This window comes from Vallitalea pronyensis (assembly GCF_018141445.1).
GTDB lineage: Bacteria > Bacillota > Clostridia > Lachnospirales > Vallitaleaceae > Vallitalea > Vallitalea pronyensis.
Genome location: NZ_CP058649.1, coordinates 1,600,372 through 1,623,473 on the forward strand (window position 1 = coordinate 1,600,372; position 23,102 = coordinate 1,623,473).

Annotated in this window: 20 protein-coding genes and 1 riboswitch; of the genes, 15 read left to right on the forward strand and 5 right to left on the reverse strand. The window is 37.2% G+C overall.

Features of this window, described 5'->3' with window-relative positions; genetic code table 11:
- The first annotated feature begins 96 nt into the window (after positions 1-96).
- From HZI73_RS06700 to HZI73_RS06710, 3 genes are all read left to right on the forward strand, one after another.
- Entirely contained in the window at positions 97-1,860 is a 1,764-nt protein-coding gene (locus HZI73_RS06700) for a C25 family cysteine peptidase (RefSeq protein WP_212697485.1), read from the forward strand.
- Between the two features lie 253 nt (positions 1,861-2,113).
- Positions 2,114-2,890, forward strand: a complete 777-nt coding sequence (locus HZI73_RS06705; RefSeq protein ID WP_212697486.1) for a polysaccharide deacetylase family protein — start codon at positions 2,114-2,116, stop codon at positions 2,888-2,890.
- 233 nt (positions 2,891-3,123) lie between these two features.
- Positions 3,124-3,843 carry a hypothetical protein gene (locus HZI73_RS06710; protein ID WP_212697487.1) on the forward strand — a complete coding sequence of 240 codons (720 nt, stop codon included), beginning with the start codon at positions 3,124-3,126 and terminating at the stop codon, positions 3,841-3,843.
- 17 nt (positions 3,844-3,860) lie between these two features.
- Here the strand turns inward: HZI73_RS06710 and HZI73_RS06715 are convergent, their stop codons facing one another.
- Positions 3,861-4,739 carry a tetratricopeptide repeat protein gene (locus HZI73_RS06715; RefSeq protein WP_212697488.1) on the reverse strand — a complete coding sequence of 293 codons (879 nt, stop codon included), beginning with the start codon at positions 4,737-4,739 and terminating at the stop codon, positions 3,861-3,863.
- 385 nt (positions 4,740-5,124) lie between these two features.
- On the opposite strand from HZI73_RS06715, the gene HZI73_RS06720 reads away from it, so the two are divergent.
- From HZI73_RS06720 to HZI73_RS06760, 9 genes are all read left to right on the forward strand, one after another.
- A complete protein-coding gene (locus HZI73_RS06720; protein ID WP_212697489.1) occupies positions 5,125-5,619 on the forward strand; it encodes an NADH-quinone oxidoreductase subunit NuoE family protein in 495 nt (164 codons plus the stop codon).
- A 44-nt stretch (positions 5,620-5,663) separates the two neighbouring features.
- Positions 5,664-7,466, forward strand: a complete 1,803-nt coding sequence (locus tag HZI73_RS06725; protein WP_334300231.1) for an NADH-quinone oxidoreductase subunit NuoF — start codon at positions 5,664-5,666, stop codon at positions 7,464-7,466.
- Positions 7,467-7,481: 15 nt separating this feature from the next.
- Complete coding sequence (gene fdhF / locus HZI73_RS06730; protein ID WP_212697490.1) at positions 7,482-10,199, forward strand: formate dehydrogenase subunit alpha; 2,718 nt, start codon at positions 7,482-7,484, stop codon at positions 10,197-10,199.
- Positions 10,196-10,798 carry a molybdenum cofactor guanylyltransferase gene (gene mobA / locus HZI73_RS06735; protein ID WP_212697491.1) on the forward strand — a complete coding sequence of 201 codons (603 nt, stop codon included), beginning with the start codon at positions 10,196-10,198 and terminating at the stop codon, positions 10,796-10,798. The genes fdhF and mobA overlap by 4 nt, the downstream gene beginning before the upstream one ends.
- 3 nt (positions 10,799-10,801) lie before the next feature.
- Positions 10,802-11,575: a formate dehydrogenase accessory sulfurtransferase FdhD gene (gene fdhD, locus HZI73_RS06740; protein WP_212697492.1), complete on the forward strand. Its 774-nt coding sequence runs from the start codon at positions 10,802-10,804 to the stop codon at positions 11,573-11,575.
- Between the two features lie 644 nt (positions 11,576-12,219).
- The gene (locus HZI73_RS06745) at positions 12,220-12,624 is read left to right on the forward strand and encodes a helix-turn-helix domain-containing protein (protein ID WP_212697493.1); all 405 of its coding nucleotides are present in this window, start codon (positions 12,220-12,222) and stop codon (positions 12,622-12,624) included.
- Positions 12,625-12,720: 96 nt separating this feature from the next.
- Positions 12,721-13,518: a GNAT family N-acetyltransferase gene (locus HZI73_RS06750; RefSeq protein ID WP_212697494.1), complete on the forward strand. Its 798-nt coding sequence runs from the start codon at positions 12,721-12,723 to the stop codon at positions 13,516-13,518.
- Between the two features lie 115 nt (positions 13,519-13,633).
- On the forward strand, positions 13,634-14,095 hold the full coding sequence (locus HZI73_RS06755; RefSeq protein ID WP_212697495.1) for a hypothetical protein: 462 nt from the start codon (positions 13,634-13,636) through the stop codon (positions 14,093-14,095).
- 146 nt (positions 14,096-14,241) lie between these two features.
- Positions 14,242-14,898 carry a single-stranded DNA-binding protein gene (locus HZI73_RS06760; protein ID WP_212697496.1) on the forward strand — a complete coding sequence of 219 codons (657 nt, stop codon included), beginning with the start codon at positions 14,242-14,244 and terminating at the stop codon, positions 14,896-14,898.
- A gap of 40 nt (positions 14,899-14,938) precedes the next feature.
- Here the strand turns inward: HZI73_RS06760 and feoB are convergent, their stop codons facing one another.
- Positions 14,939-17,092, reverse strand: coding sequence for a ferrous iron transport protein B (feoB, locus tag HZI73_RS06765; protein WP_212697497.1), 2,154 nt, complete (start codon positions 17,090-17,092; stop codon positions 14,939-14,941).
- Positions 17,092-17,349, reverse strand: a complete 258-nt coding sequence (locus HZI73_RS06770; RefSeq protein WP_212697498.1) for a FeoA family protein — start codon at positions 17,347-17,349, stop codon at positions 17,092-17,094. The genes feoB and HZI73_RS06770 overlap by 1 nt, the downstream gene beginning before the upstream one ends.
- 390 nt (positions 17,350-17,739) lie before the next feature.
- On the opposite strand from HZI73_RS06770, the gene HZI73_RS06775 reads away from it, so the two are divergent.
- The 3 genes from HZI73_RS06775 to HZI73_RS06785 all read left to right on the forward strand — a co-directional run bounded on the left by HZI73_RS06775 (position 17,740) and on the right by HZI73_RS06785 (position 20,355).
- Entirely contained in the window at positions 17,740-18,408 is a 669-nt protein-coding gene (locus tag HZI73_RS06775) for a hypothetical protein (protein WP_212697499.1), read from the forward strand.
- Positions 18,409-18,660: 252 nt separating this feature from the next.
- Complete coding sequence (locus HZI73_RS06780) at positions 18,661-19,143, forward strand: metal-dependent transcriptional regulator (protein ID WP_212697500.1); 483 nt, start codon at positions 18,661-18,663, stop codon at positions 19,141-19,143.
- Between the two features lie 90 nt (positions 19,144-19,233).
- Positions 19,234-20,355 (forward strand): methyltransferase domain-containing protein, encoded by a 1,122-nt coding sequence (locus HZI73_RS06785; RefSeq protein WP_212697501.1) that lies wholly within the window; start codon positions 19,234-19,236, stop codon positions 20,353-20,355.
- Between the two features lie 373 nt (positions 20,356-20,728).
- Here HZI73_RS06785 and dapB read toward each other — a convergent pair whose 3' ends face one another.
- Positions 20,729-21,490 carry a 4-hydroxy-tetrahydrodipicolinate reductase gene (gene dapB / locus HZI73_RS06790; protein ID WP_212697502.1) on the reverse strand — a complete coding sequence of 254 codons (762 nt, stop codon included), beginning with the start codon at positions 21,488-21,490 and terminating at the stop codon, positions 20,729-20,731.
- A 172-nt stretch (positions 21,491-21,662) separates the two neighbouring features.
- Positions 21,663-22,547 (reverse strand): 4-hydroxy-tetrahydrodipicolinate synthase, encoded by an 885-nt coding sequence (gene dapA, locus HZI73_RS06795; protein ID WP_212697503.1) that lies wholly within the window; start codon positions 22,545-22,547, stop codon positions 21,663-21,665.
- Positions 22,548-22,883: 336 nt separating this feature from the next.
- A riboswitch (Lysine riboswitch) is annotated at positions 22,884-23,066 on the reverse strand.
- Between the last annotated feature and the right edge of the window lie 36 nt (positions 23,067-23,102).

Sequence of the window (23,102 nt, forward strand, 5' to 3'; positions counted from 1 at the left end):
TAATTTGAAGTGATTTCCAGTGTTTTAGCACGGCTTAACAGGATAGGAGGGTTGTTTTAACACGTCATTTTATCATATTAGAAAAGGAGTCTATCAATGTTTTTTAAGTTAAGAAAAAAAGTATGGTTTAAAAATTTAGTTATTATGAGTGTATGGGTGTTCATCTTTGCTCAATTATCAATGGGTGTTCATGGTTCAACATCAGATGCACACTCCAGAGAAACTGGGACAAGTATAAATCATGAAAATGATATTGAAGCGACAGTTAAGGCATCCGATGATGCACGTACAGTGATTACGTTTGATATTAAGAATTTTTCAATAGAACCCGTCATGATTGATCAAGAAAGCTACTATAAAATTAAATGTGAAGATACGAGACTCATGGATGAAGCTGGTTTTCCAGAACTTCCACGTCTGTGTAGTAATATTATTATCCCAAATGATTCCGATGTACAGTTAAATATTGTGGAAGCGGTGTATACGGATTACACCCTAACACCTATTGTGCCTTCCAAAGGAACCATAACAAGGGACGTTAATCCTGAAACTGTACCCTATGAATTTAACGATATTTATAATAGTACAGAATGGTATCCACAAAATCTAGCGCAATTAAGTGAACCTTTTATCATGCGCGATGTACGCGGTGCTACGGTCTATGTTCATGCATTTCAATATCAACCATCAACCCAAACACTAAGGGTATATGATACGGTTACTGTTGAGGTTGTTAAAACACATTCAGCTTCAAAAAATGTGCTAAATGCTACAAAAAGCCAAGTGAATAAAGAGTTTGACAGTATGTATGATTATCTGTTTTTAAATTATCAATCAATGCCAACGAAAGCCCCAGGTAATGAAAAAATGTTGGTCATTACCAATGATGCTTATCGAACAGCCATGGAACCATTTGTTAATTGGAAGAATCAAAAAGGCATTGATACGGAAATGGTCAATATCTCTCAGGTATCCTCAAGGAATTCCTCTACAGAAATAAAGAATTATATTAAGAACTATTATAATCAAAATAATGACTTAGTGTATGTTTTATTAGTGGGTGATTATGCCCATATCTCTTCACCTAGCTACGGTTATGGTGTGTCTGACCCTGAATATACGAAGATTGTAGGTAATGATAATTACCCAGATATCTTTGTAGGACGTTTTTCAGCAGAATCCGTTGCTGATGTAGAAACTCAAGTAGAACGGACCTTAGACTTTGAAAAAAATGGTTATAACAAAATGTCTTGGTTCAAAAAAGGCATCGGTATTGCTTCAAATGAAGGACCAGGACACAACAATGAGTATGATTATCAGCATATTGATAATATTAGAAGTAAGCTATTAGGTGCTGGTTATACGGCAATCGACCGTGTCTATGATCCAGGAGCAAGAGCTTCAACGGTGACTAATGGTCTGAATGCAGGAAGAGGCATTATTAATTACTGTGGTCATGGCAGTACCACATCTTTTTCAACAACAGGATTCAATGTATACGATATAAGAAATTTAGACAATGATAACATGTTGCCATTTATCATCAGCGTTGCATGTGTCAATGGTAAATTCTTTGATAGAACTTGTTTTGCTGAAGTATGGCTTCGGTCAACAGATAATCAAGGTGAACCTATTGGGGCTATTGGAACGTATATGTCAACAGTCAACCAACCTTGGGTACCACCAATGACAGGGCAAGACGCTATAAACGATTTAATTGTCAATAAAACAATAGGAACCTTTGGCGGCCTTTGTTATTTAGGTGGTAGTAAAATGTTAGATAATGGTGGCTACAGCGATATACTAACTTTCAACACGTGGACCGTATTTGGCGATCCTTCTATACAATTATTTGATTAATCATGGCCTTTATGGGTATCATTAGATGAAATCATAAAAAAAGGTAATAGAAATATTTTTCTTAAGGGGCTGTCTCATAAAAGTAATTTTGCAGGTTAGACGTTTTTGGAACAATAATAATGTTATGTTGCTTTTATGAGACAGCCCCTTTCTTATATAATGCCTTTATTTTCTTATTACGAACATTTTTATTAATGTTTTTCATGCCCTAGGAATAGAATATAATAAAGATTTTATAGAGTGTGATAGGATTATGAGGAAAACAAACCTGGATACAAGAACCATAACCAAAGTGATAGGTATACTACTCATTGTTTTAGCTATTATGATGCTTAGTAATTTATTAATTGAAAAGACAATTGCTACCTTGTCAGCAAGTAAAAAATCATTACCCATATATTGTGTGGAAACGGATGAAAAGAAAGTTGCTATAAGCTTTGATGCAGCATGGGGGAATGATGATACAGATGTCTTGCTCAGCATATTAGATGAATACAATGTAAAGACCACCTTTTTCTTAGTTAAGATGTGGGTGGATAAATACCCAGAAGATGTTAAAAAAATGATTGCAGCGGGTCACGACATAGGTAATCACTCCAGCACACACCCACACATGTCAAAGTTATCAGAAGAGGGTATAAAAAAAGAACTAATGGATGCACATGATGCGGTCAAGAATCTTACAGGGTATGAGATGGACCTATTTCGGCCACCTTTTGGGGACTATAATGATAAGTTAGTGGATACGGCTAAGGATTGTGGGTATTATACGATTCAGTGGGATGTTGATAGTCTTGACTGGAAAGAATACGGCGCTGACCATGAAGTAAAAACAGTCCTCCAACACAAAGCCCTTGGTAATGGCTCCATTATCTTATTCCATAATGATGCCAAGTATACACCAGAAGCTTTACCAGCTATTTTAAAGGGATTACAAGATGAAGGTTATGAGATTGTGCCTATTTCTGAAATCATTATTCGGGATGATTATTACATGGATCATACGGGTAGGCAGATGAAAAAGGAATAGAAAGGAAGTACATAGTTTTTATAGAAATTACATGTATTGTCATGTTGAAATCAATTAAAAGAAAATCTTAAGAAACATTTATTGGGGCAGCGATTACGTTGCTCCTTTTTTTAAGTTATAAATTATTAAAATTACTTTAATCTCTAAGCCTTCAATACGTATAGCTTAAAACAAAATAAACCATAATAATATAATGCAATAATTTATAAAAAAGTAAAATAAGGAGAAGCCCTATGAAGCATAACGGTATCGCATTCATGACCCATGAGCATGTACTTATTAAAGTTAAACAGCAACCATTACAAGTTTTTGAAATCAAAGATTATTATCCTGATCAATTACCTTGGGGTTTTAAGGATATATTTGACGAACCGGAAGTGCTATTTCATGTCATGAAAGCCATAATGAAACGCATCCCACGTTCTCTCGGAAGGTTACTGACCACAAGAAATCGTCTTTTACTCTTTATTATCGACTCTTTACATTCTAACCTGAGAAAACGTTTAATTGAGGAGTCCTTATATCAAGCTAATTTTGGCATTGTTATTCATATTGACGTTGGACCTATAGCCGTTGCAGCAGCAGAAAAAAGGGGATATGAGACACAATATATCGTTGTTGCAGTCATAGGACAAGTTATTGAACTATCCTTTTGTTTTGGGGGGATAACGGTTATCAAACAAGTTATTAACGATACATTGAGTAGTGAATTTGATGCCTTTATGAGCACATGTAAAAAGTTACAAGATAAGGATATCATTGATTTAGTGGATACAACAGGTATGCCTCAACAAGATATGGATACAATTAGACGTATGTGGAATGAGAAAAGAGGTATTCAGGTGATTATTGCATCCAATAATAATTCTTTTGATTATGGGGCTGATAGAGAAATCAGGTATGACCATAAGGTAAGTTTTAGTCAAATGATGGATTTGGTACAAGACATTTAGTGCTCCATATCACATCATTATTCTTGCTCCTTTTCAATCTTCTCACGATATTCATCCAGATACTTATACAGATCTACCCTGCCAGAATTTCTAAGTTTATCGATGAGAATAAGCGCACTTTTGTAATGTTTAGAATGATAATAGATATTGAGCATGTTAAGTCCTGTTGCTACATCATGTTTTTGAATGTTGTATATGGGTTCAAGCAATTCAAGAGCTTCCTCGTATAGCTTCGCTTTACCCAATTCTCCAGCGATAACCTTCAAGGATTCAGGATAGATATGTTTGTCCTCAATAATGGATTGGAAGATGTCATAACCCTCTTCCAATTGACCATCTGCTAACTTATTGGAACCAAGATAGAGTCTAGGACGCCATGCTTTAGGTAGTTCACATAGTGTTTCTAAAACCGATTGAACATATGCCTTATCATATTTTTGGTTGAGAATGGACAGGTACCAAGCCAAACCGTTATCTTGATTAGGATCTATTTGAATAGCCTTTTCCAAAGTGGTTATCCCTAATGCTTCGTTACCCATCTCATAATAGACTTTCGCAAGGTTCGTAAGAATAGAGCCTGTTTCTTCATATTTTCTACAATACTTCTTGAGTATCTTTTCAGCTTTTTTTAATTGATTGTTTTTCATATAGACAATACCCAGTATGGTGTAAGCTCTCTCAGGTATGGTATCAATCGCCTTTAAACGTTTAGCAGGCTTAATCATTTCTTGGTATATTTCATCCGTAAGTGACATAACGATTAATTGATAAAGTTTGTCGCTGTTATGCCAAGATTGTTGGATGTTATGTGGTAAAATCGTTTCAATATATTTTTCTTTTGTAACATACATTTCATTACCAGATGTGTCGTAGAATCTTATCATATTATCACGCATTGTTCAGCCCACTCCTATAATTATTTCTATTTGTATTGTTCCTATTGGCAGTAACATGTTAAGGGCATTATTTATATTGGGTTAGAGGCATTTTAGTATAATTGCCTTACTTACGGTATGTTAATCTGTACATGGGAAAGTATTTGTCATCTTTACTCATGGTCACATTATAGCATAAAATGTTGGAAAATAAAAATTAGTTCAAGAGAATGGATAATATAGGTAATTATCCAAATTAATTTCAAAAAATGTCTCTATTGGGATAGAATACACCGATAACATATAACCCGCCTAAAAAGGATTACTTAGGGCAAAGAAGAATACTCTAAGTATGAAGATTATGTCAAAAAAGGCGCGTAAGTGTTAATAAACAAGGGGGTAACGCATGGATACTTCAAAGGGTTTAGAGCAAGGTTTTGATGAATTAGAAGCGTACATACAAGCATTACATGAAAAACAAGGAGCACTCATTACCGTGTTACACAAAGCACAAACCATTTTTGGTTACCTGCCAAAAGACGTTCAACTTTTTATTTCAGAGAAGTTAAAGCTTCCAGTGTCCAAAGTGTATGGCGTCGTGCAATTTTACTCTTTCTTTACCATGATACCAAAAGGGAAGCATCGCATAGCAGTCTGTATGGGTACTGCTTGTTATGTGAAAGGGGCAGAAAAAGTATTGGAGCAATTTAAAAAACTACTGGGTATTCATGAAGGTGAGACCACGGTGGATGGACAGTTCTCACTAGAGGCTTTGCGATGTGTCGGTGCTTGTGGGCTTGCTCCAGTCGTGGTCATTGACGAACAGGTTTATGGGAAAGTTTCACCTAAAAAAGTAGCTGACATGCTGTCAAAGCATCAACAAGGAGGTGACGAGACGTGAAAATAGAATCATTAGCTATGTTACAAGCCATAAAACGAGAGGTTATGAAGGAAGCAGCCCAAACCGAACGAAGCATCTTAGTTTGTGGTGGAACAGGTTGTAAATCGTCTCGTGCCGACCAGATTATTCATCAGTTAGAAAAAGAAGTCAAACACCACCATTTAGAAAATAGGGTAAAGGTTATCCAAACCGGTTGTTTTGGATTTTGTGAAAAAGGACCGATCGTTAAAATGATACCCGACAATACATTCTATGTGGAAGTTAAACCTGAAGATGTAAAAGAGCTGGTTGAAGAGCATGTATGTCATGGAAGAAAAGTAACAAGACTACTCTATGTGGACCCAGAGACATCAGATGTCATAGCAGATTCTGATCATATGACGTTTTATAAAAAGCAAATGCGGGTAGCCCTGAGAAATTGTGGTGTTATCGACCCTAATCAGATAATGGATTACATAGCCCATGATGGTTATCAGGCACTCCATAAGGCATTGACGAAGATGACCCCAGAAGAAGTCATTAAAGAAATAGATCAATCCAGGCTTAGAGGCAGGGGCGGTGGTGGTTTTCCAACAGGTCGAAAATGGTCATTTGCTAAGAAGAATACATCCAAAGAGAAGTACGTGATCTGTAACGCAGACGAAGGTGACCCAGGTGCTTTTATGGACCGTTCCATCTTAGAAGGTGATCCCCATTCTGTTATTGAAGCCATGGCCCTATGTGGTTATGCCATTGGAGCCACACAGGGGATTGTTTATATCCGTGCAGAATACCCCTTGGCAATAAAACGCTTACAAAAAGCAATCGATGATGCCACGTCCTATGGTATGCTTGGTCAAAACATTTTTCAAACAAACTTTCATTTTCAAGTTCAGATAAAATATGGGGCAGGTGCATTTGTATGTGGCGAAGAAACAGCTCTGATTCATTCCATGGAAGGTGAACGAGGAGAGCCAACCATGAAACCGCCATTTCCTGCTGAAGCTGGGTACTGGGGACAGGTCACCAACGTGAACAATGTAGAAACATTAGCCAACATTCCTGTTATTTTACAAAAAGGCGGCGAATGGTTTAGTCATATCGGTACAAGTAATTCAACAGGAACGAAAGTATTTGCTTTAGCTGGTAAGATTAAAAATGTAGGACTCATTGAAGTGCCTATGGGTACCACACTTAGAGAGGTTATTTTTGATATAGGCAGCGGTATTATTGATGAAAAAGCCTTCAAGGCTGTTCAGACGGGAGGGCCATCAGGAGGTTGTCTGACAGAAAAGGATCTGGACACACCCATTGACTTTGACAGTCTCATTGCAGCAGGGTCCATGATGGGATCAGGTGGTATGATTGTTCTGGATGAAGAAGATTGTATGGTCAATGTGGCCAAATTCTACATGGGATTTATCGTAGAAGAATCCTGTGGTAAATGTACACCTTGTCGAGAAGGTACAAAAAGACTATATGAGTTATTGGAGAAAATTACAGAAGGTAATGGCACCATGGCAGATATAGACACCATCAGAGAATTATCCCATATGATTGGGGATGCATCCCTTTGCGGTTTGGGGCAGACAGCACCGAATCCAGTCTTATCTACCTTGGAGAACTTCTATGAGGAATATGTGGCTCATGTAGTGGACAAAGCATGTCCAGCAAAATATTGTCGAGCTCTTATAACCTATACCATTGATAGCCATGCATGTATTGGCTGCACAGCTTGTGCCAGAGCATGCCCATCTCAGGCCATAACAGGTGTTGTAAAAAAAGCTCACTTTATCCATCAAGAACAATGTGATAAGTGTGGTATCTGCTATGATACATGTGGATTTAATGCTATCCAGAGACAATAGAGGGAGGTGTAATAGATGAATGAGGTGAAGATTACCATTAATGGGCAAGAACGATATGTCCCTGAAGATTTCACCCTATTAATGGCTGCAAAACAAGGGGATGTTTTTATTCCAACCTTATGCCATAGTGAATTACTAGAGGTAGCAAAGGGTGGAGCATGCCGCTTATGTGTTGTGGAAGTGGAGGGAAGAAATCGTTTATTACCAGCTTGTGCAACAACTGTTTGGGATGGGATGGTCATACATACGGATACAGAACGGGTAATAAAGTCCCGTAAGCTTAATTTAGAATTATTATTAGCCAATCACCCCCTTGATTGCATGACTTGTGAAAAAGCAGGGGATTGCCGTTTACAAGATTATTGTTATGAATACGATGTGAAAACATCCAGGTTTGCTCATGGTCAGGTAAGAAATTTACCCATGGATACCACCAATCGTTTCTATACCTATGAGCCTAATAAATGTATTCTATGTGGTAATTGTGTGAGGGTGTGCCATGAACTTCAAAAAAATGGTGCCATTGGTCGTAGCTTAAGAGGATTCGTAACCCATGTGACCACACCTTTTGAAGACGGTCTTGAAGCGTCCAGTTGTGTGTCTTGCGGCAACTGCATAGCCGTATGTCCAGTAGGCGCACTGACACCTAGATCAAAGGTGAAATACCGAACTTGGGATGTAAGACGTGTAAAGACCACATGTCCTTACTGTGGTGTAGGCTGTCAGATGGATTTATTAATCAAAGGTCAGCAAGTGGTTGGTGTGGAACCTCGTCATGAAGTACCCAATCAAGGCTTGCTTTGTGTAAAAGGCAAGTTTGGCTATGGCTTTATTAACCATCCAGACCGTCTTACAAGTCCCCTTATTAAGAAAAACGGAACATTTGAAGAAGCGTCGTGGGAAGAAGCTTTAGCTTTAATCGTTAAGAAGGTTAAAACCACCAAAGAAGCATACGGTTCAGAAGCATTTGCAGGCTTATCTTCTGCCAGATGTACCAATGAAGAGAATTATCTCTTTCAGAAGTTCATGCGGGCTGTTCTAGGTACGAACAATGTGGACCATTGTGCTCGACTATGCCATGCTTCTACAGTTGCAGGTCTTGCAACCACGTTAGGCAGTGGTGCAATGACCAACAGCATTCAAGAAGTACTGGGGGCGGATGTAATCTTCGTGACAGGTTCCAATACCACAGAAACCCACCCTGTTATTGGTGCATTTATGAAACAAGCAAAAGATAAAGGGGCTAAAATCATTGTAGCAGAACCTCGAAGAATTGAATTAGCTGAAGAAGCAGATGTATTCTTACAGATTAAACCAGGCACCAATGTGGCTCTATTTAACGGTATGATGCACGTCATCATTAAAGAGGGTCTCATGGATCAGCAGTATAAGGACACCCGAACAGAGAATTTTGAAGCATTAGAGAAAACCGTTGCGTCCTATAACCCAAGATATGTAGCTGATATCTGTGGTGTTTGTCCAGAAGACATAGAAGAAGCCGCACGCTTATATGCACGTGCAGACAAAGCGGGTATTTTTTATTCCATGGGGGTTACCCAACATACAACAGGTACCCATGGTGTCATGGCAACGTCTAATCTTGCTTTATTATGTGGGAACATTGGGAAGGCATCAGCCGGTGTTAACCCATTAAGAGGGCAAAATAATGTTCAAGGAGCTTGTGATCTAGGCGCATTGCCTGGGGATTTACCCGGTTATCAGAAGGTCTATCATGATCATGTTATCGATAAATATGAAAAACATTGGGGCAAGAAATTACCTGATCAAGCAGGTCTTACCGTGACAGAGATGATAAAAAAAGGTGAAGAAGGTACCATTAAGTTTCTGTATGTCATGGGTGAAAATCCAATGATTTCAGACCCGGATATCAATCATGTGAAGAAAGCCTTGGAAACCATTGATTTCATCGTTGTTCAAGATATATTTTTAACGGAAACGGCTCGGATGGCAGATGTGATATTACCAGCTGCATCTTTTGCAGAAAAAGAAGGCACATTCACCAATACAGAAAGGCGGATTCAGCGGGTTAGAAAAGCCATTAATCCTATAGGTAACAGTAAACCTGATTGGGTGATTATCATGGACCTGATGTATAAACTGGATTACCCTAAGACCTATAATCATCCATCGGAAATCATGGAAGAAATAGCAGCGCTTACACCCATTTATGGGGGCATAACCTATGAACGAATTGAACAAGAAGGTTTACAATGGCCTTGTCCAACCAAGGAGCATCTTGGAACCGTATATTTGCATAAAGATACGTGTATGCGAGGGTTAGGTCTATTTAAACCAGCAGATTACATGGAAAGTGCTGAGGTAACAGACGCAGATTACCCATATATCCTAACCACAGGCCGTATGCTTTATCATTTCCATACAAAAACCATGACAGGACGGGTTGAGGCCATTCAAGCCATGTACCCACACTCCTTTATTCAGATTAACCCAACCACAGCTAACCGCTTGGGGTTAGTAGATGGTGATTGTGTCCAAGTAACGTCCCGAAGGGGACAGGTGATAACCACAGCAAGTATCACGGATATTGTTGAAGAAGATGTGTGTTTCATGCCCTTTCATTTTGCAGATGGGGCAGCCAATTACTTGACCAATACGGCTGTTGACCCCATCGCTAAAATACCGGAATTAAAGGTAAGTGCAGTCCGTTTGGAAAAAGTGCTTCCTCCAATAGAAATACGTGAGAATGCATGAATAGATTTGGGAGTGCCATGATATTAGCTGGTGGTAAAAGTAAGCGGATGGGTTTTGATAAACAGCAATTAAGCTTTAAACATATGAAATTAATAGACCAACAAATTGAAAAGTTATCCCATTTATTTGAGGACATCATTGTCGTTACGTACAATCCCCATTATTATCAAAACCTTAGGTGTAGAACCGTATGTGACGAGCTGAAAGAAAAAGGCCCTTTAGCAGGCATTCATGTGGGGTTAAAGCATGCAATCAGCCAATATACGTATGTGTTAGCATGTGATATGCCCCACATCAATAGGGCTTATATTCGGTATATGCAACAAAGGATAGGCATCCATGAAGTGGATGTCTGCCTAACACAACACGAGAGTAAAAGGATGGAACCTTTTAACGCTTTTTATGCCAAGAGCATGGTGAAAAAGATAGAAAGATATTTACTTAAGGACAAGAGGTCTGTATGTGGTTTAATAGCACAATGTGAAGCCTATTTGGTGGATGAAAAGCAAGCACGACACTTTAGTCCTCAACTGAATATGTTTCTTAACCTTAACACCATGGAACAAGTAAAAAAATATCAACGGCAAAAGGATGTGTAGGCAATGGATGGCATTAAAACTTACCCTATAATAAAATTTAATGGACAAGAACAAATAAAGGTTTTTGATGATGTGATTATTGAATTTTCCCTAACCATGATGTTACATAATAGAGCTTTTGTGACCATGCAGTGTACACCACAAGCCTTAGAAGAACTGGTTGTGGGCTTTCTCTATGCAGAAGGTGTCATTAAGTCCACCGATGATATCAAGTCACTAACTGTCAATCTAGAAAGGGGCAAAGCATACGTAGAATTGTTACAGGATCAACAGTTTGATTATATTGGTCAATACTTAAGTGCGAAAAAGACCGTCACCACTGCATGTGGTCAAGCCAGAACCATCGCTTATCAAGTCATGGATACACCGCCAACACATACGGTTATTCAAAATCAATCCGTCCATATGGAACAAATCCAGACCCTGATGAAAAGCTTTAGTAAAAAATCCATACGTTTTAACCAAACAGGTGGTGTTCATAGTTGTGCGCTATGTGATACAGAGAAGATATTGCTATTTCAAGAGGATATTGGAAGACATAATGCCCTTGATAAAATCATCGGTAAGAGCATGTTAGATAAGATGGCTTTACATGACAAGATGGTATTAACCACAGGTCGCCTCACATCTGAAATTGTGATGAAAGTAGCTAAAGCGGCCATACCCATACTCGTCTCACGTTCTGCACCTACCAATGTAGCCATTGATACAGCACAGGCATCGGGTATTGTATTAATTGGATTTGCAAGAGGTCACCGAATGAACAGGTATACATGATCATATCAACAGCTACCAGCATACTTAGGTGTAGATAAAGATAGAGAAATGTGTATAGGCATTACATTTCTTAGGCATTTCTTGGGAGTTTATCAACAGTCTATATAAGTACCATGCTGGTAGCTGTTTAACATGTATGACAGATCTGTTTCATGTAACCTGATGTACACTGGATGCTGGTTGTGAATTCACTGGGTGATGCATGCTCATATTGAATTGGACATGCTTTTCTTACACTGTTCATTCAACATGATTACCTTGTTATATACGTTGAAGCCCTCAATGCAATCATTAATCTTAGAAACTGATTATATTGTTCAACCTATATAAGAGGTGGTAATTTTATAATTAAACATGATAAGGGGAGAGTATTTAATACGTATTGATGTTGTAAAAGGGTAGAACCCTCTTACATACCCTTTACATGCTAATTATTAAATGGAAGAAGTTATAAAGTATATAAAAATACACAAAAACAATACTAATAATACATGTGTTGCCACAAAAATAACCAAAATGTGTACTTATATTATAGTACACACGATGGTTACTGTCAATAGTTTCTTCTATCTTTGGTTATCTTATTGGTTATTAGTATTTACAGTGGCGTTCATGGACTCTAAAATAAATGAGAGGTGGTTTGCATGCCAGGATTCCATGATAGATTAAGGTTGTTAAGATTGAATAAGGGACTTACCCAAGAAGAATTAGGAAAAATCGTTGGAAAATCAAAAAATAATATATCTCAATATGAACGTAATGCTAGGCAAGCTGATGACGATACGAAAAAAGAGCTAGCTAAATTTTTTAATGTATCCATGGATTATCTCATGGGCATTACAGAACATTCTACACCAGTAGCCAAGCTGCATGATAACAAAGAGATTGATGAAGAATTGAATAAATTAGTGAGAAAGTTAGAAGTTGATGATGATCTTCTATTCCATGGTGAACCCATTAGAGAACGTACCAGAAGGGTTATCATAAAATCATTAAAACACGTCAAGGAAATTGCAGAAGATACAGCAACATATGATATAGATAAATAGAGTAGCCAGTGGGTTACTCTTTTTTTGTAAAAAGTATTGACATTGTCTGAAAAAGTAATACAATAGAAGGAAAAACAAAATGAAGGGATGATGTATATGTTGAGAAAATTAACAGAAAATGATAGAAAGCAAGTTCTAGCATTTGTTAGTGAGGAACCATCCATTAACCTGTTTATCATTGGTGATATTGAGAAATTCGGTTTTGATAAAGATTTTCAAGAAGTATGGGGCTCTTTTGATGACCATGATCAGTTAATAGGTGTCTTGCTAAGATACAATGAGAATTTTATCCCTTATTTTAAAGATAAGAGTTGTGATATACAAGGGTATGTGAACATTATTAAGTCTTATGACTGCCGAAAAATGATAAGTGGCAAAGAAGATGTGGTGGATCGTTTCAAAGGTGTACTGGATGACTGTCATGTAAAATCATCTTATTTCTGTGAAATAACCCATAAAGATAAACTTTTAAGCTATGAAGAAGGTGTTAAGCGAGCAGGATTAGAAGATGCCCCAAGGATATATGAACTCTTACAAAGTATTGAAGAATTTTTAATGACAGATACCAATAGCGTCCAGCGTATTAGGCTTAACATGGAACATCAAACAGGGCGTATGTATTATATAGAAAACGAACAAGGTGACATGGTTTCATTGGCTCAAACCACAGCAGAAAACAGTAAATCAGCCATGGTTGTAGGTGTGGCTACAAAAGTAGGTTATCGTAGAAAAGGTTATATGGGACGCTGTTTATCCAAATTATGTGGTGAAGTGTTGGATGAAGGTAAAACACTATGTCTATTTTATCATAACCCAGACGCTGGAAGTGTGTATCACCGTATTGGATTTGAGCCCATTGGTAAGTGGAAAATGATGATCGAAAAAAGAAAATAATGATTTAATTGGATGATACATGAGAAATTCGACCATAATAATGCTATAGTGATTTTTAAAGATTGATAAGATTAAAGGTAGGTTGCTATCCATGAAGAAAATCCTCATCACGGGCATGAATAAAGTATCTCAATTAATCAGCATTTTTGAAGACATTATAGCCATAATCGATGTGGAATACCATATCGAAATATTAACAGATAAGACACTGATGATTCATGTGACAGATGAGCAGAAGTCCTCTATCTATTACGCAATTGCTAACGTGGACAATAAGTTGGAACACATACCTATAAAGCACATTCCTCTTTGTAGGTTTATTACACTTGGACTGAATAAGAAATCCAGTGTAACCATATCCAGCCTTGAAGCCGATAGTGATACCAATCAAACGATGATCTATTGCATACAGCGAGAAATAGGTGAAGGTGATGGACTCATAGAACCACAAGAATTCCCTGTATTTATCAAGGCTTCTTGGGGTCGCGATGTCTATAATATTATGTCAGCAGTAACAGCAGCCATGCTCATAAATCGGCAAATTCATGATAAGTTAAATTCCATAAAGGAAGGATAAATCCCCAAAATCTACTTCTAAAAATCAGTCAATAGGAATAAAAATAGATATAGAAAAACTTTAACATAGGAAATTTATTGAATGCACAAGGATAAAGAGAAACCTTACAATTAGTCATTCGATAAAGAAGAAGGGAGATAAGGTTTATGGAAGATAATGTTATCAGAAACAATCAGGTTAACCTCATTGGGAAAATATACTCAACATTTGATTTTAGTCATGAAGTATATGGGGAAGGGTTTTATAATTTTGTAGTTGAAATATCTAGGTTAAGCGATAACTCCGATAAAATTCCTGTCATGGTATCAGAACGTCTACTGGATGTCACACAGGATATGCGAGGGCAATTTGTTGAACTTCAAGGGCAGTTTCGCTCTTATAACAGGCAGATAGATGGCAAAAATAGGTTGGTTTTAACTGTTTTTGCTCGAGAAATAGATATATTAAATGAAGATGAAATTAAGCGTAATCCCAATTACATATACTTAGATGGGTACATATGTAAACCGCCTATGTATCGTACAACACCATTTGGACGTGAAATTACGGATATATTGCTGGCAGTCAATCGCCCATATAATAAATCCGATTATATTCCTTCCATATGTTGGGGACGTAACGCTCGTTTTGCAGAAAAATTTACAGTAGGTGACCGTATAAAAATATGGGGACGCATTCAAAGCAGGGAGTATCAAAAGAAAGTCAGTGAAACAGATAGCATCAGTAAAATAGCTTATGAAGTGTCCATTTCTAAAATAGAAAAATATGAAGAAGAAAGCGAAAGTGAAGTGGAAGAGAATTGAAATGAGGCTATTATAGAAACAGCCTCATTTACTATGCCACTTATACTAAACCCAATAATCGAGCTCCTTGAGCAACGATAAAACAAACTAAAATACCTGTAACAGTAGGGATGATAAAAGAGAGAATGGTCCATTTGGTACTTTTCGTCTCTTTTTTTATGGTCAATAAGGCCGTGCCGCAAGGGAAATGGTTAAGGGAAAATAGCATGGTACATACAGCCGTTAACCAAGTCCAACCGTTATTCACCAGCAGATCTTTCAGAGCGGATAAACTGTCAAGTTCCAACATAGCGCCAGTGGACATATAACTCATAATGAGAATAGGGATAACAATTTCATTAGCAGGAAATCCAAGTATAAAAGCCATTAAGATATAACCATCTAAACCAATGAGTGAGGCAAATGGGTCAAGGAAATTGGCACAGTGGGTCAGTATACTGATGTCACCAAACATTATGTTTTGAAGCACCCAGATAAGAATACCTGCTGGAGCCGCTACCACAATGGCTCGACCAAGTACGAATAAGGTACGGTCTATTAATGAACGCACGATGACTTTTCCAATCTGAGGCTTTCGATAAGGCGGCAATTCCAGTGTAAAAGAAGAGGGCATGCCTTTTAATAGTGTTTTTGATAGTAGTCTTGATATACCGAATGTAATCATGACAGCTAATATAATGGTTAGGAGAATGACAAGGGTTCCAATCACAGAGGAGAATCTACTACCAATACCAACAATAAAAATCGTAGCTAATGCAATGAGGGTTGGGAAACGGCCATTGCAGGGCACAAAGTTATTGGTGATTATGGCAATAAGACGCTCTCTTGGTGAATCAATAATGCGACAAGAGGTAACACCTGCTGCATTACAGCCAAAACCCATACACATGGTAAGTGCTTGCTTTCCGTGGGCACAGCATTTTTTAAAGAAATAGTCCAAGTTAAAGGCTATTCGTGGTAGATAACCCAGGTCTTCTAACAAGGTAAATAGAGGGAAGAAGATAGCCATAGGTGGCAGCATAACGGAAATAACCCAACCCAACGTACGGAACAAACCAAGGACAAGAATACCGTGGAGCCAATCAGGTGAACCTGCCCAGTTAAAAAAGGCAGTTAACTGGTCTTCAATGTTAAAAAACAGCTTTGATAGCAGTCCAGATGGGTAATTAGCACCGATGATGGTTATCCAGAAAATTAAACCAAGCAACAATAGCATAATAGGCACCCCTAACAGCTTAGAGGTAATCACTTTATCAATTTTTCGGTCAAAATCACGACGTTTATTTTCTTTTGTGGACACAACGGATGCTGCTGTCTTTTCAGCTTTTTTTATAATGCTATGAACAATCTGTTCACGAAAATGATTCATATCTAGACCATGCTCATGGATTAGATTTTCTTTCATGGCATGGATTTCTTTCATTAACGTTTCGTTATCTGACAACGTAATGCCAAGATAAGCTTCAATGGTCTTGATAATCGTTGTATCCCCATCAAGTAGCCTAAGAGCTGTCCATCTAGGATCAAGTCCACTGTTTCCTAAAATATCAGTAACAGAAGGCGTCAGTTCATCAATGGCTTGTATAATGCTAGGAGGGTAATGGATGGTAACAGGTGAATGCGTTATAGGCTTATGACTTACGGTATGTAAAGTATCTTTTAGACGATCAAGACCTTTCCCTTCTCTAGCATTTGTAGGTATAACAGGAATTCCTAATTCCCTTGAAAGTGCATTGCAATCAACCGTTATGCCTTTTTTGGCAGCTTCGTCGATGAGGTTCACACATAGAACCACTTGGTTGGTAATTTCAAGAATCTGGTAAACAAGATTAAGATTTCTTTCAAGACACGTGCTATCTGCTACCACCACAACAGCATGGGGTTTACCAAAGCATATAAAATCCCTAGCAATTTCTTCTTCCACAGAATTGGATAAGAGAGAATATGTACCTGGCAAGTCAATAACAACATAGTTCTTACTCTTATGTGTGAATGTACCACGGGCGTTAACAACGGTTTTTCCAGGCCAGTTTCCTGTATGCTGTTTAAGTCCCGTCAAAGCATTAAAAACAGTGCTCTTGCCAGTATTAGGGTTACCAGCAAGGGCGATTACCACATCATCAGGTGAATGCAGGTCAACATCAAAGCGTTCTTTTAATGTATTAAGTCCCGTGGATTGGATTGTAAGTCCCATTAGATTGTTTCCTCCTTATCTATTTGACATTCAACCATGATCTGTGACGCTTCTTCCGAGCGAAGCGCAATGACTGTACCACGTATTTCATAAGCAATAGGATCACCAGCAGGACTTTTATAAAGGGCCTTAACAGGTGTATTTTGCACTAATCCTAAATCAAGGAGTCGCCTTCTTGTAACACCATCAGCTAGCAATTGTCGAAGGGTACCATGTTTGCCAACAGATAGTTTATCAAGGGAAATCAATGGATTCATAAACCGAGTCACCTCTAATTTCATTATTCATAACTGAAAAAGTTAGCCGTAAGAAACTTTTTCAACTGTCTTTAATACTATATGGAGGGTACAACTCAATGTGTGCACGTACTATTCTTTTTTCTAAAAATATGATAGACATAATTTTGAATAGGTAATAATAGATTGAATGAGATAATTGAGAAACGCATTAACAAAAATATAGGTAGATAAATTATCTATGAGATATTTTTTATCTTTGATATATTTTCATTATAATATGGTTGTGGCTTTTTTATTTCCTTTCAAATAATCAGATATAGGTGAAATTTAAATAAATTATACCATCTTGTACAGTTCTACAAGGTGATATATAATTCTATTTATAATATATAAGTGGGTGATAATGTAATGAATAAAAATATAACTAATATAGATAGAGATTATTATAAAGCTTATCTAGATGCATTAATTAAAGGGTCTGAAGAAGCTATAGATAATGATTTGATTTATCCAATTGCTTTAGATGATTTTATAAACAATAGTAGAAGTCGATTCTTGAGTGAACGCAAGTATGAAGAATTAGCATCTATGTATCAACTTATTGGAATGCATTATAGAAATATGAATGAACTATTTTTTAATAACTATCTTACTTGCAATTACCATGCTAATACATTAATTAATGTAGGTTGTTACTATTATAAATATATACATAATGAATACGCTAGTATATTAGCGCAGTATAATGCATCTTTTCAGAAAAGCATAATAGCCCAATATAAAAATACTGACCCTAAGTTCGCTTATATTTATGCAATGAATATTGAACTATTAGGTGATGTTTATTTACTAATAGATCATGATGAAGCTCTTAAATATTATAATCAAGCTAAGGAATTATATGAAAAAGATGACCATTATGGGCAACTTTCATACAATAATGACTTATGGTGTTCTTACGCACTAAAAGAGATGAGTATTGTATTAAGTGAATGCTATCATACTGAATTATCTTTAGACGTGATAGGCATAGAGCGCATTAAACAAAAAAATAAGTTGTTCGAGATAATTAATTGAGACATTATAATGTACTAAATATGGGCTATTTGTTGATATTTTTATAATCATGTATAACAGTTTCAGTTTACCCATACACATAGTAAGCGCTTGCTTTTCGTGGGTACAGCATTTCTTGAAGAAATAGTCCAAATTAAAGGCTATTCGTGATAGATAACCCAGGTCTTCTAACAAGGCAAAAAGAGGAAAGAATATGATAGACATAATTTTGAATAGGCGATAATAGATTGAATAAGAAGGAGGGGATTAGGGATGCATTTATCTGATTTTCACACCTTTCGAGGTTATGAAATACTTGATCGTGAAAAAAAGAAGTTGACGCCAAGTATGGAAGATTACATGGAGATGATTTATAGACTATGTATGAATAGTCCCTATGTACGTATGAATCAACTTGCTGAAAAATTAAATGTGCGCACATCATCATCCACCAAGATTGTTCAAAAGCTTAACGCCCTTGACTTGGTCCACTATGAAAAATATGGGCTCATTGAGTTATCTGAAAAAGGTAAAATTCTAGGAGAATATCTCTATCATCGTCATCACGTCATCGAAAGATTTCTAGAACTTATAGGGAATCAAGGTAGCGTTCTTAAAGATACAGAACTAATTGAGCACTATATACGTCCAGAACTGTTACATCACCTAGAGTGTTTTAATGCTTTTATGAATCAAAATAAAGATATAAAGGAACGATATGAAGCTTTTATAGATAAAGAAATGAACCAGCACTAAATCCCTGGTTGAATAAATTCCACAGTAAAGTTATTGTGAATCCTGTTACAATCTTTTAGAATAGACTTAGAAAGTACAGGAGGGGATAATATGAAGCAGATTACATTAGCCATTACTCAATTAAGAAAAGAAAAGGGCATTACGCAAGGTGAATTAGCTGACTATCTCGGTATAACATACCAAGCCGTCAGTAAATGGGAAAATGGTACAACCCTACCAGATATCAGCTTACTGCCAGCGCTTGCAAGCTACTTTCAGGTGTCTGTAGACCAACTGTTAGGTTTAGAGCCTCTCAAAAGCGATTACATCTACCGTACAACAAAAACAGTAGCACACTGGGATAATCAGCTGTCATATTTACAACAAACAAGGGATGAACTATGGAATGAGGATTATATGGCATTCCTTATACAACAGGTATGGAGGCTTCATCAGCCAGTTAGCATCCTTGATTTTGGATGCGGTTATGGTTATTTAGGCAAACTTATGCTGCCATTATTACCTAAGGGGAGCAGCTATACAGGTATAGATGCCAGTGAGACCTTAATTACCAAAGCAAGGCATAACTTCAAAGATAGCCCATATAAAACCCACTTTATTCAAGGTGATTTTAACCAAGTCACAACAAATCAAAATTACGATATAGCTATCTGCCAAGCTGTACTACGACACATAAACAATCCTTATGAGATCTTAAAGAAAATGATAAGTAGTGTAACCATTGGCGGCAAAGTCATCTGTATTGAAATAAATCGTGCCTTAGAAAATGCCAGTATGTACTTGGATGGTCTGCATTTTAACTCCCTCAGCAAAAACAACGCCCTACATAAACTATGGCACTGTGAAATGGCATCAGAAGGACGGGATCATGCTATCGGTATGAAACTACCCTTCTACATGCAAGACCTAGGTCTAACAGATATTGATGTACGCATGAACGACAAAGTCAAATTTATCACCCCAAAACAAGCCTCCTACCATACCACCAAAGAAAAATTCATACAAGCAAATCACCATGGTCACACACTATCCCCACAAGAAAAAGAAAAGATAATCACCTTATTTATGAACCGAGGCACATCACGAGAAGAAGCCGAGTCCTATATACTAGACGAAGAAAAAATAACCCAGTATATAAAAGAACATCAACACAATCTATCCATCCTAAAAGCACTATGCCTCATTATTTCATTCGGAACCAAAGTAAAATAATCCCTACATGATGTAAGCATCCCATTAGCATCTCAAAAAACTTACAATACCATTAATTACATAACACCCAACTTTGTAATTCAGGTAATCTAATCCTATAAGTTAAGGCTAACAATATAAAAAAACGGTTTTCCATAGAATCACTAGATATTACCACTTTACAGGCTTACTAAGCGGTTCTACCGGCATCAAAGTGGCAGCAACACAAAAAACCATATAGCGTCATCATATCGACTTTTGCAGCTTGTTGCTCACCTTATTAAACAGATAAAAGCAACAAATGCAACGAGAGAGTATGATGACGCTATATGGTTTTACAATACTTCCGTTGGGCGTTTTGATTTTTGTAGTTTTTGTTATTGAATATCACAAATCAATAATTCTCAATCACATTCTGCATATCATACATTCCCTGACACTTCTGACTCAAAAACTTAGCAGCATTCACAGCCCCAACCGCAAAAATATCTTTTGACAATGCACTATGGTGAAGTTCAACCACTTCATCTTGTCCTGCAAATATAATAGCATGATCCCCAACAATGGTCCCGCCTCTTACAGCATGAATACCAATCTCCTGACCTTCACGCTTCACACGACTGGTGGAACGGTCATAATTATACGTATACTCATGATTAAGTGACTCATTAATAGAGTCTGCAAAAGCCAAAGCAGTACCACTTGGCGCATCAATCTTTTGATTGTGATGCTTCTCAACAATTTCAATATCAAAATTCGCACCGGTTAATGTCTTAGCCGCTTTTTTTACAAGGTTAAGAAGCAGATTAACACCAAGTGACATGTTAGCTGATAATAGAATAGCAATTTCTTTACTGGCTTCATTAACCGTAGCAATCTGTTCTTCTGTAAGCCCTGTTGTGCAGAGCACAAGAGGGATTTTTCTTGACTTTGCATAGTTAAGTACAGTGGGTACGGCACTTGCAATAGAGAAATCAATGATTACATCACCGTCCACATCAAGATCTTCTATACGCGTATATACAGGGTAGGGATTATCCATATGGTCTGAAATATCAATTCCAGCAACAATGGATGTTTCCGGGTCGTTTGCAACAATCCCTGAAATCACCTGTCCCATTTTACCATTACAACCATGCATAATAATTCTAGTCATTGTAATACTCCTTTCATCATGTAACCATTTTTGTCTTCATGTATATCTAGTTTCATGTATGTCAATCCATAGAATAAATTTTACGATAGGCTAACCTTATTATAACAGAACCACTGAGCCATTCATAGACGCATGATGCTTCTTAAATGAACCCAGTGGTTAGCTTTATGGATTAGATATTGATACCGTAGTCTTGCATAGCCTTTTTCAGAATCTGGATGTTTTGAGGCTCCATATCTGTTAGTGGTAAGCGACATGGACCAGCTGGAAGACCCATGTAACCCATAGCGGTCTTTACTGGAATAGGGTTAACTTCGCAGAATAGGGCACCCATCAGATTATGCAGTTTCATTTGTAAATCAAGACTGCCTTTTGTATCACCCTCCATGTATTTCATGACAATATCATGTGTCTCCTGTGGAAGCATATTAGCGATAACAGAAATAACCCCTTTACCACCTAGTGAGAGAAGAGGTACTATCTGATCATCATTACCAGAATAGAGATCAAGGCGTCCTTCACACTTGTGCATCAAATCGGTAATATGGGTGATATTACCACTTGCTTCTTTTATAGCAACAATATTATCCACATGAGATAATGCAGCAGCAGTTGCAGCATTAATATTAAGACCTGTACGGGATGGTACATTATATAAGACTACGGGTACATTTACACTATTTGCAATGGAAGTAAAATGCTGAATAAGACCTTTTTGTGTTGTCTTATTGTAGTAAGGTGTGACTTGAAGCAAACCATCCACACCTAACTGTTCAGCTTTCTTAGATAATTCTATACCATGAGCTGTATCATTGCTGCCGGTACCTGCAATAACGGGTACACGTTTATTTGTACGATCAACAGCCACCTTAATACATTCTAGATGTTCCTCATCGTTCAATGTGGATGCTTCACCTGTTGTACCGCAGATAACGATACAATCTGTACCACCATCCAATTGAAAATCAATTAGTTTTTCTAAACCTGCATAGTCCACTTGCATATCTTTCGTAAAAGGTGTGACAATCGCTACACCAGATCCTGTAAAAATAGCCATTTAAAAACCTCCTCTAGAGTCATATCATTTAATTGTAGGTAATCTCCCAATGTATATCCTGTTTTATCTTACGCTAATCGTCTCACTGAAAGTGATAATACTTCATGCATGAACGTATATTATTATATTCAACTTCTATAGTATATCTTTTTTAGGGCTAAACATCAATAAGTAAAGCTCTTAAACCTATCGTATGCAAAAGATAGTGATACTATAGTATATTATGGGGAGTTCTTATTGGGCATTCCCTAATACATATAATGCTGCTTCATGTAGGTATTGGCAGATATAAAAAACAGTCGGCATACGTATGCCGACTGTGAGTTTTATTAAAGAATCACAAGTAGCACACCATAGCCATCATTAGTCTATGACAGTTATATAGTTATTCACTATATACCCAGACAGAAAATAGAAACAGGTATTTTCTTCTTCGGCATGTTACCCTTTTACCAATCTTCTCTTTCGCCTGTACGAATCCAATTGCTTACTCATGAAACATGCGCCTCTACCATACCGTATTAAATTTGATTATTATCATATCATCTCATGTGA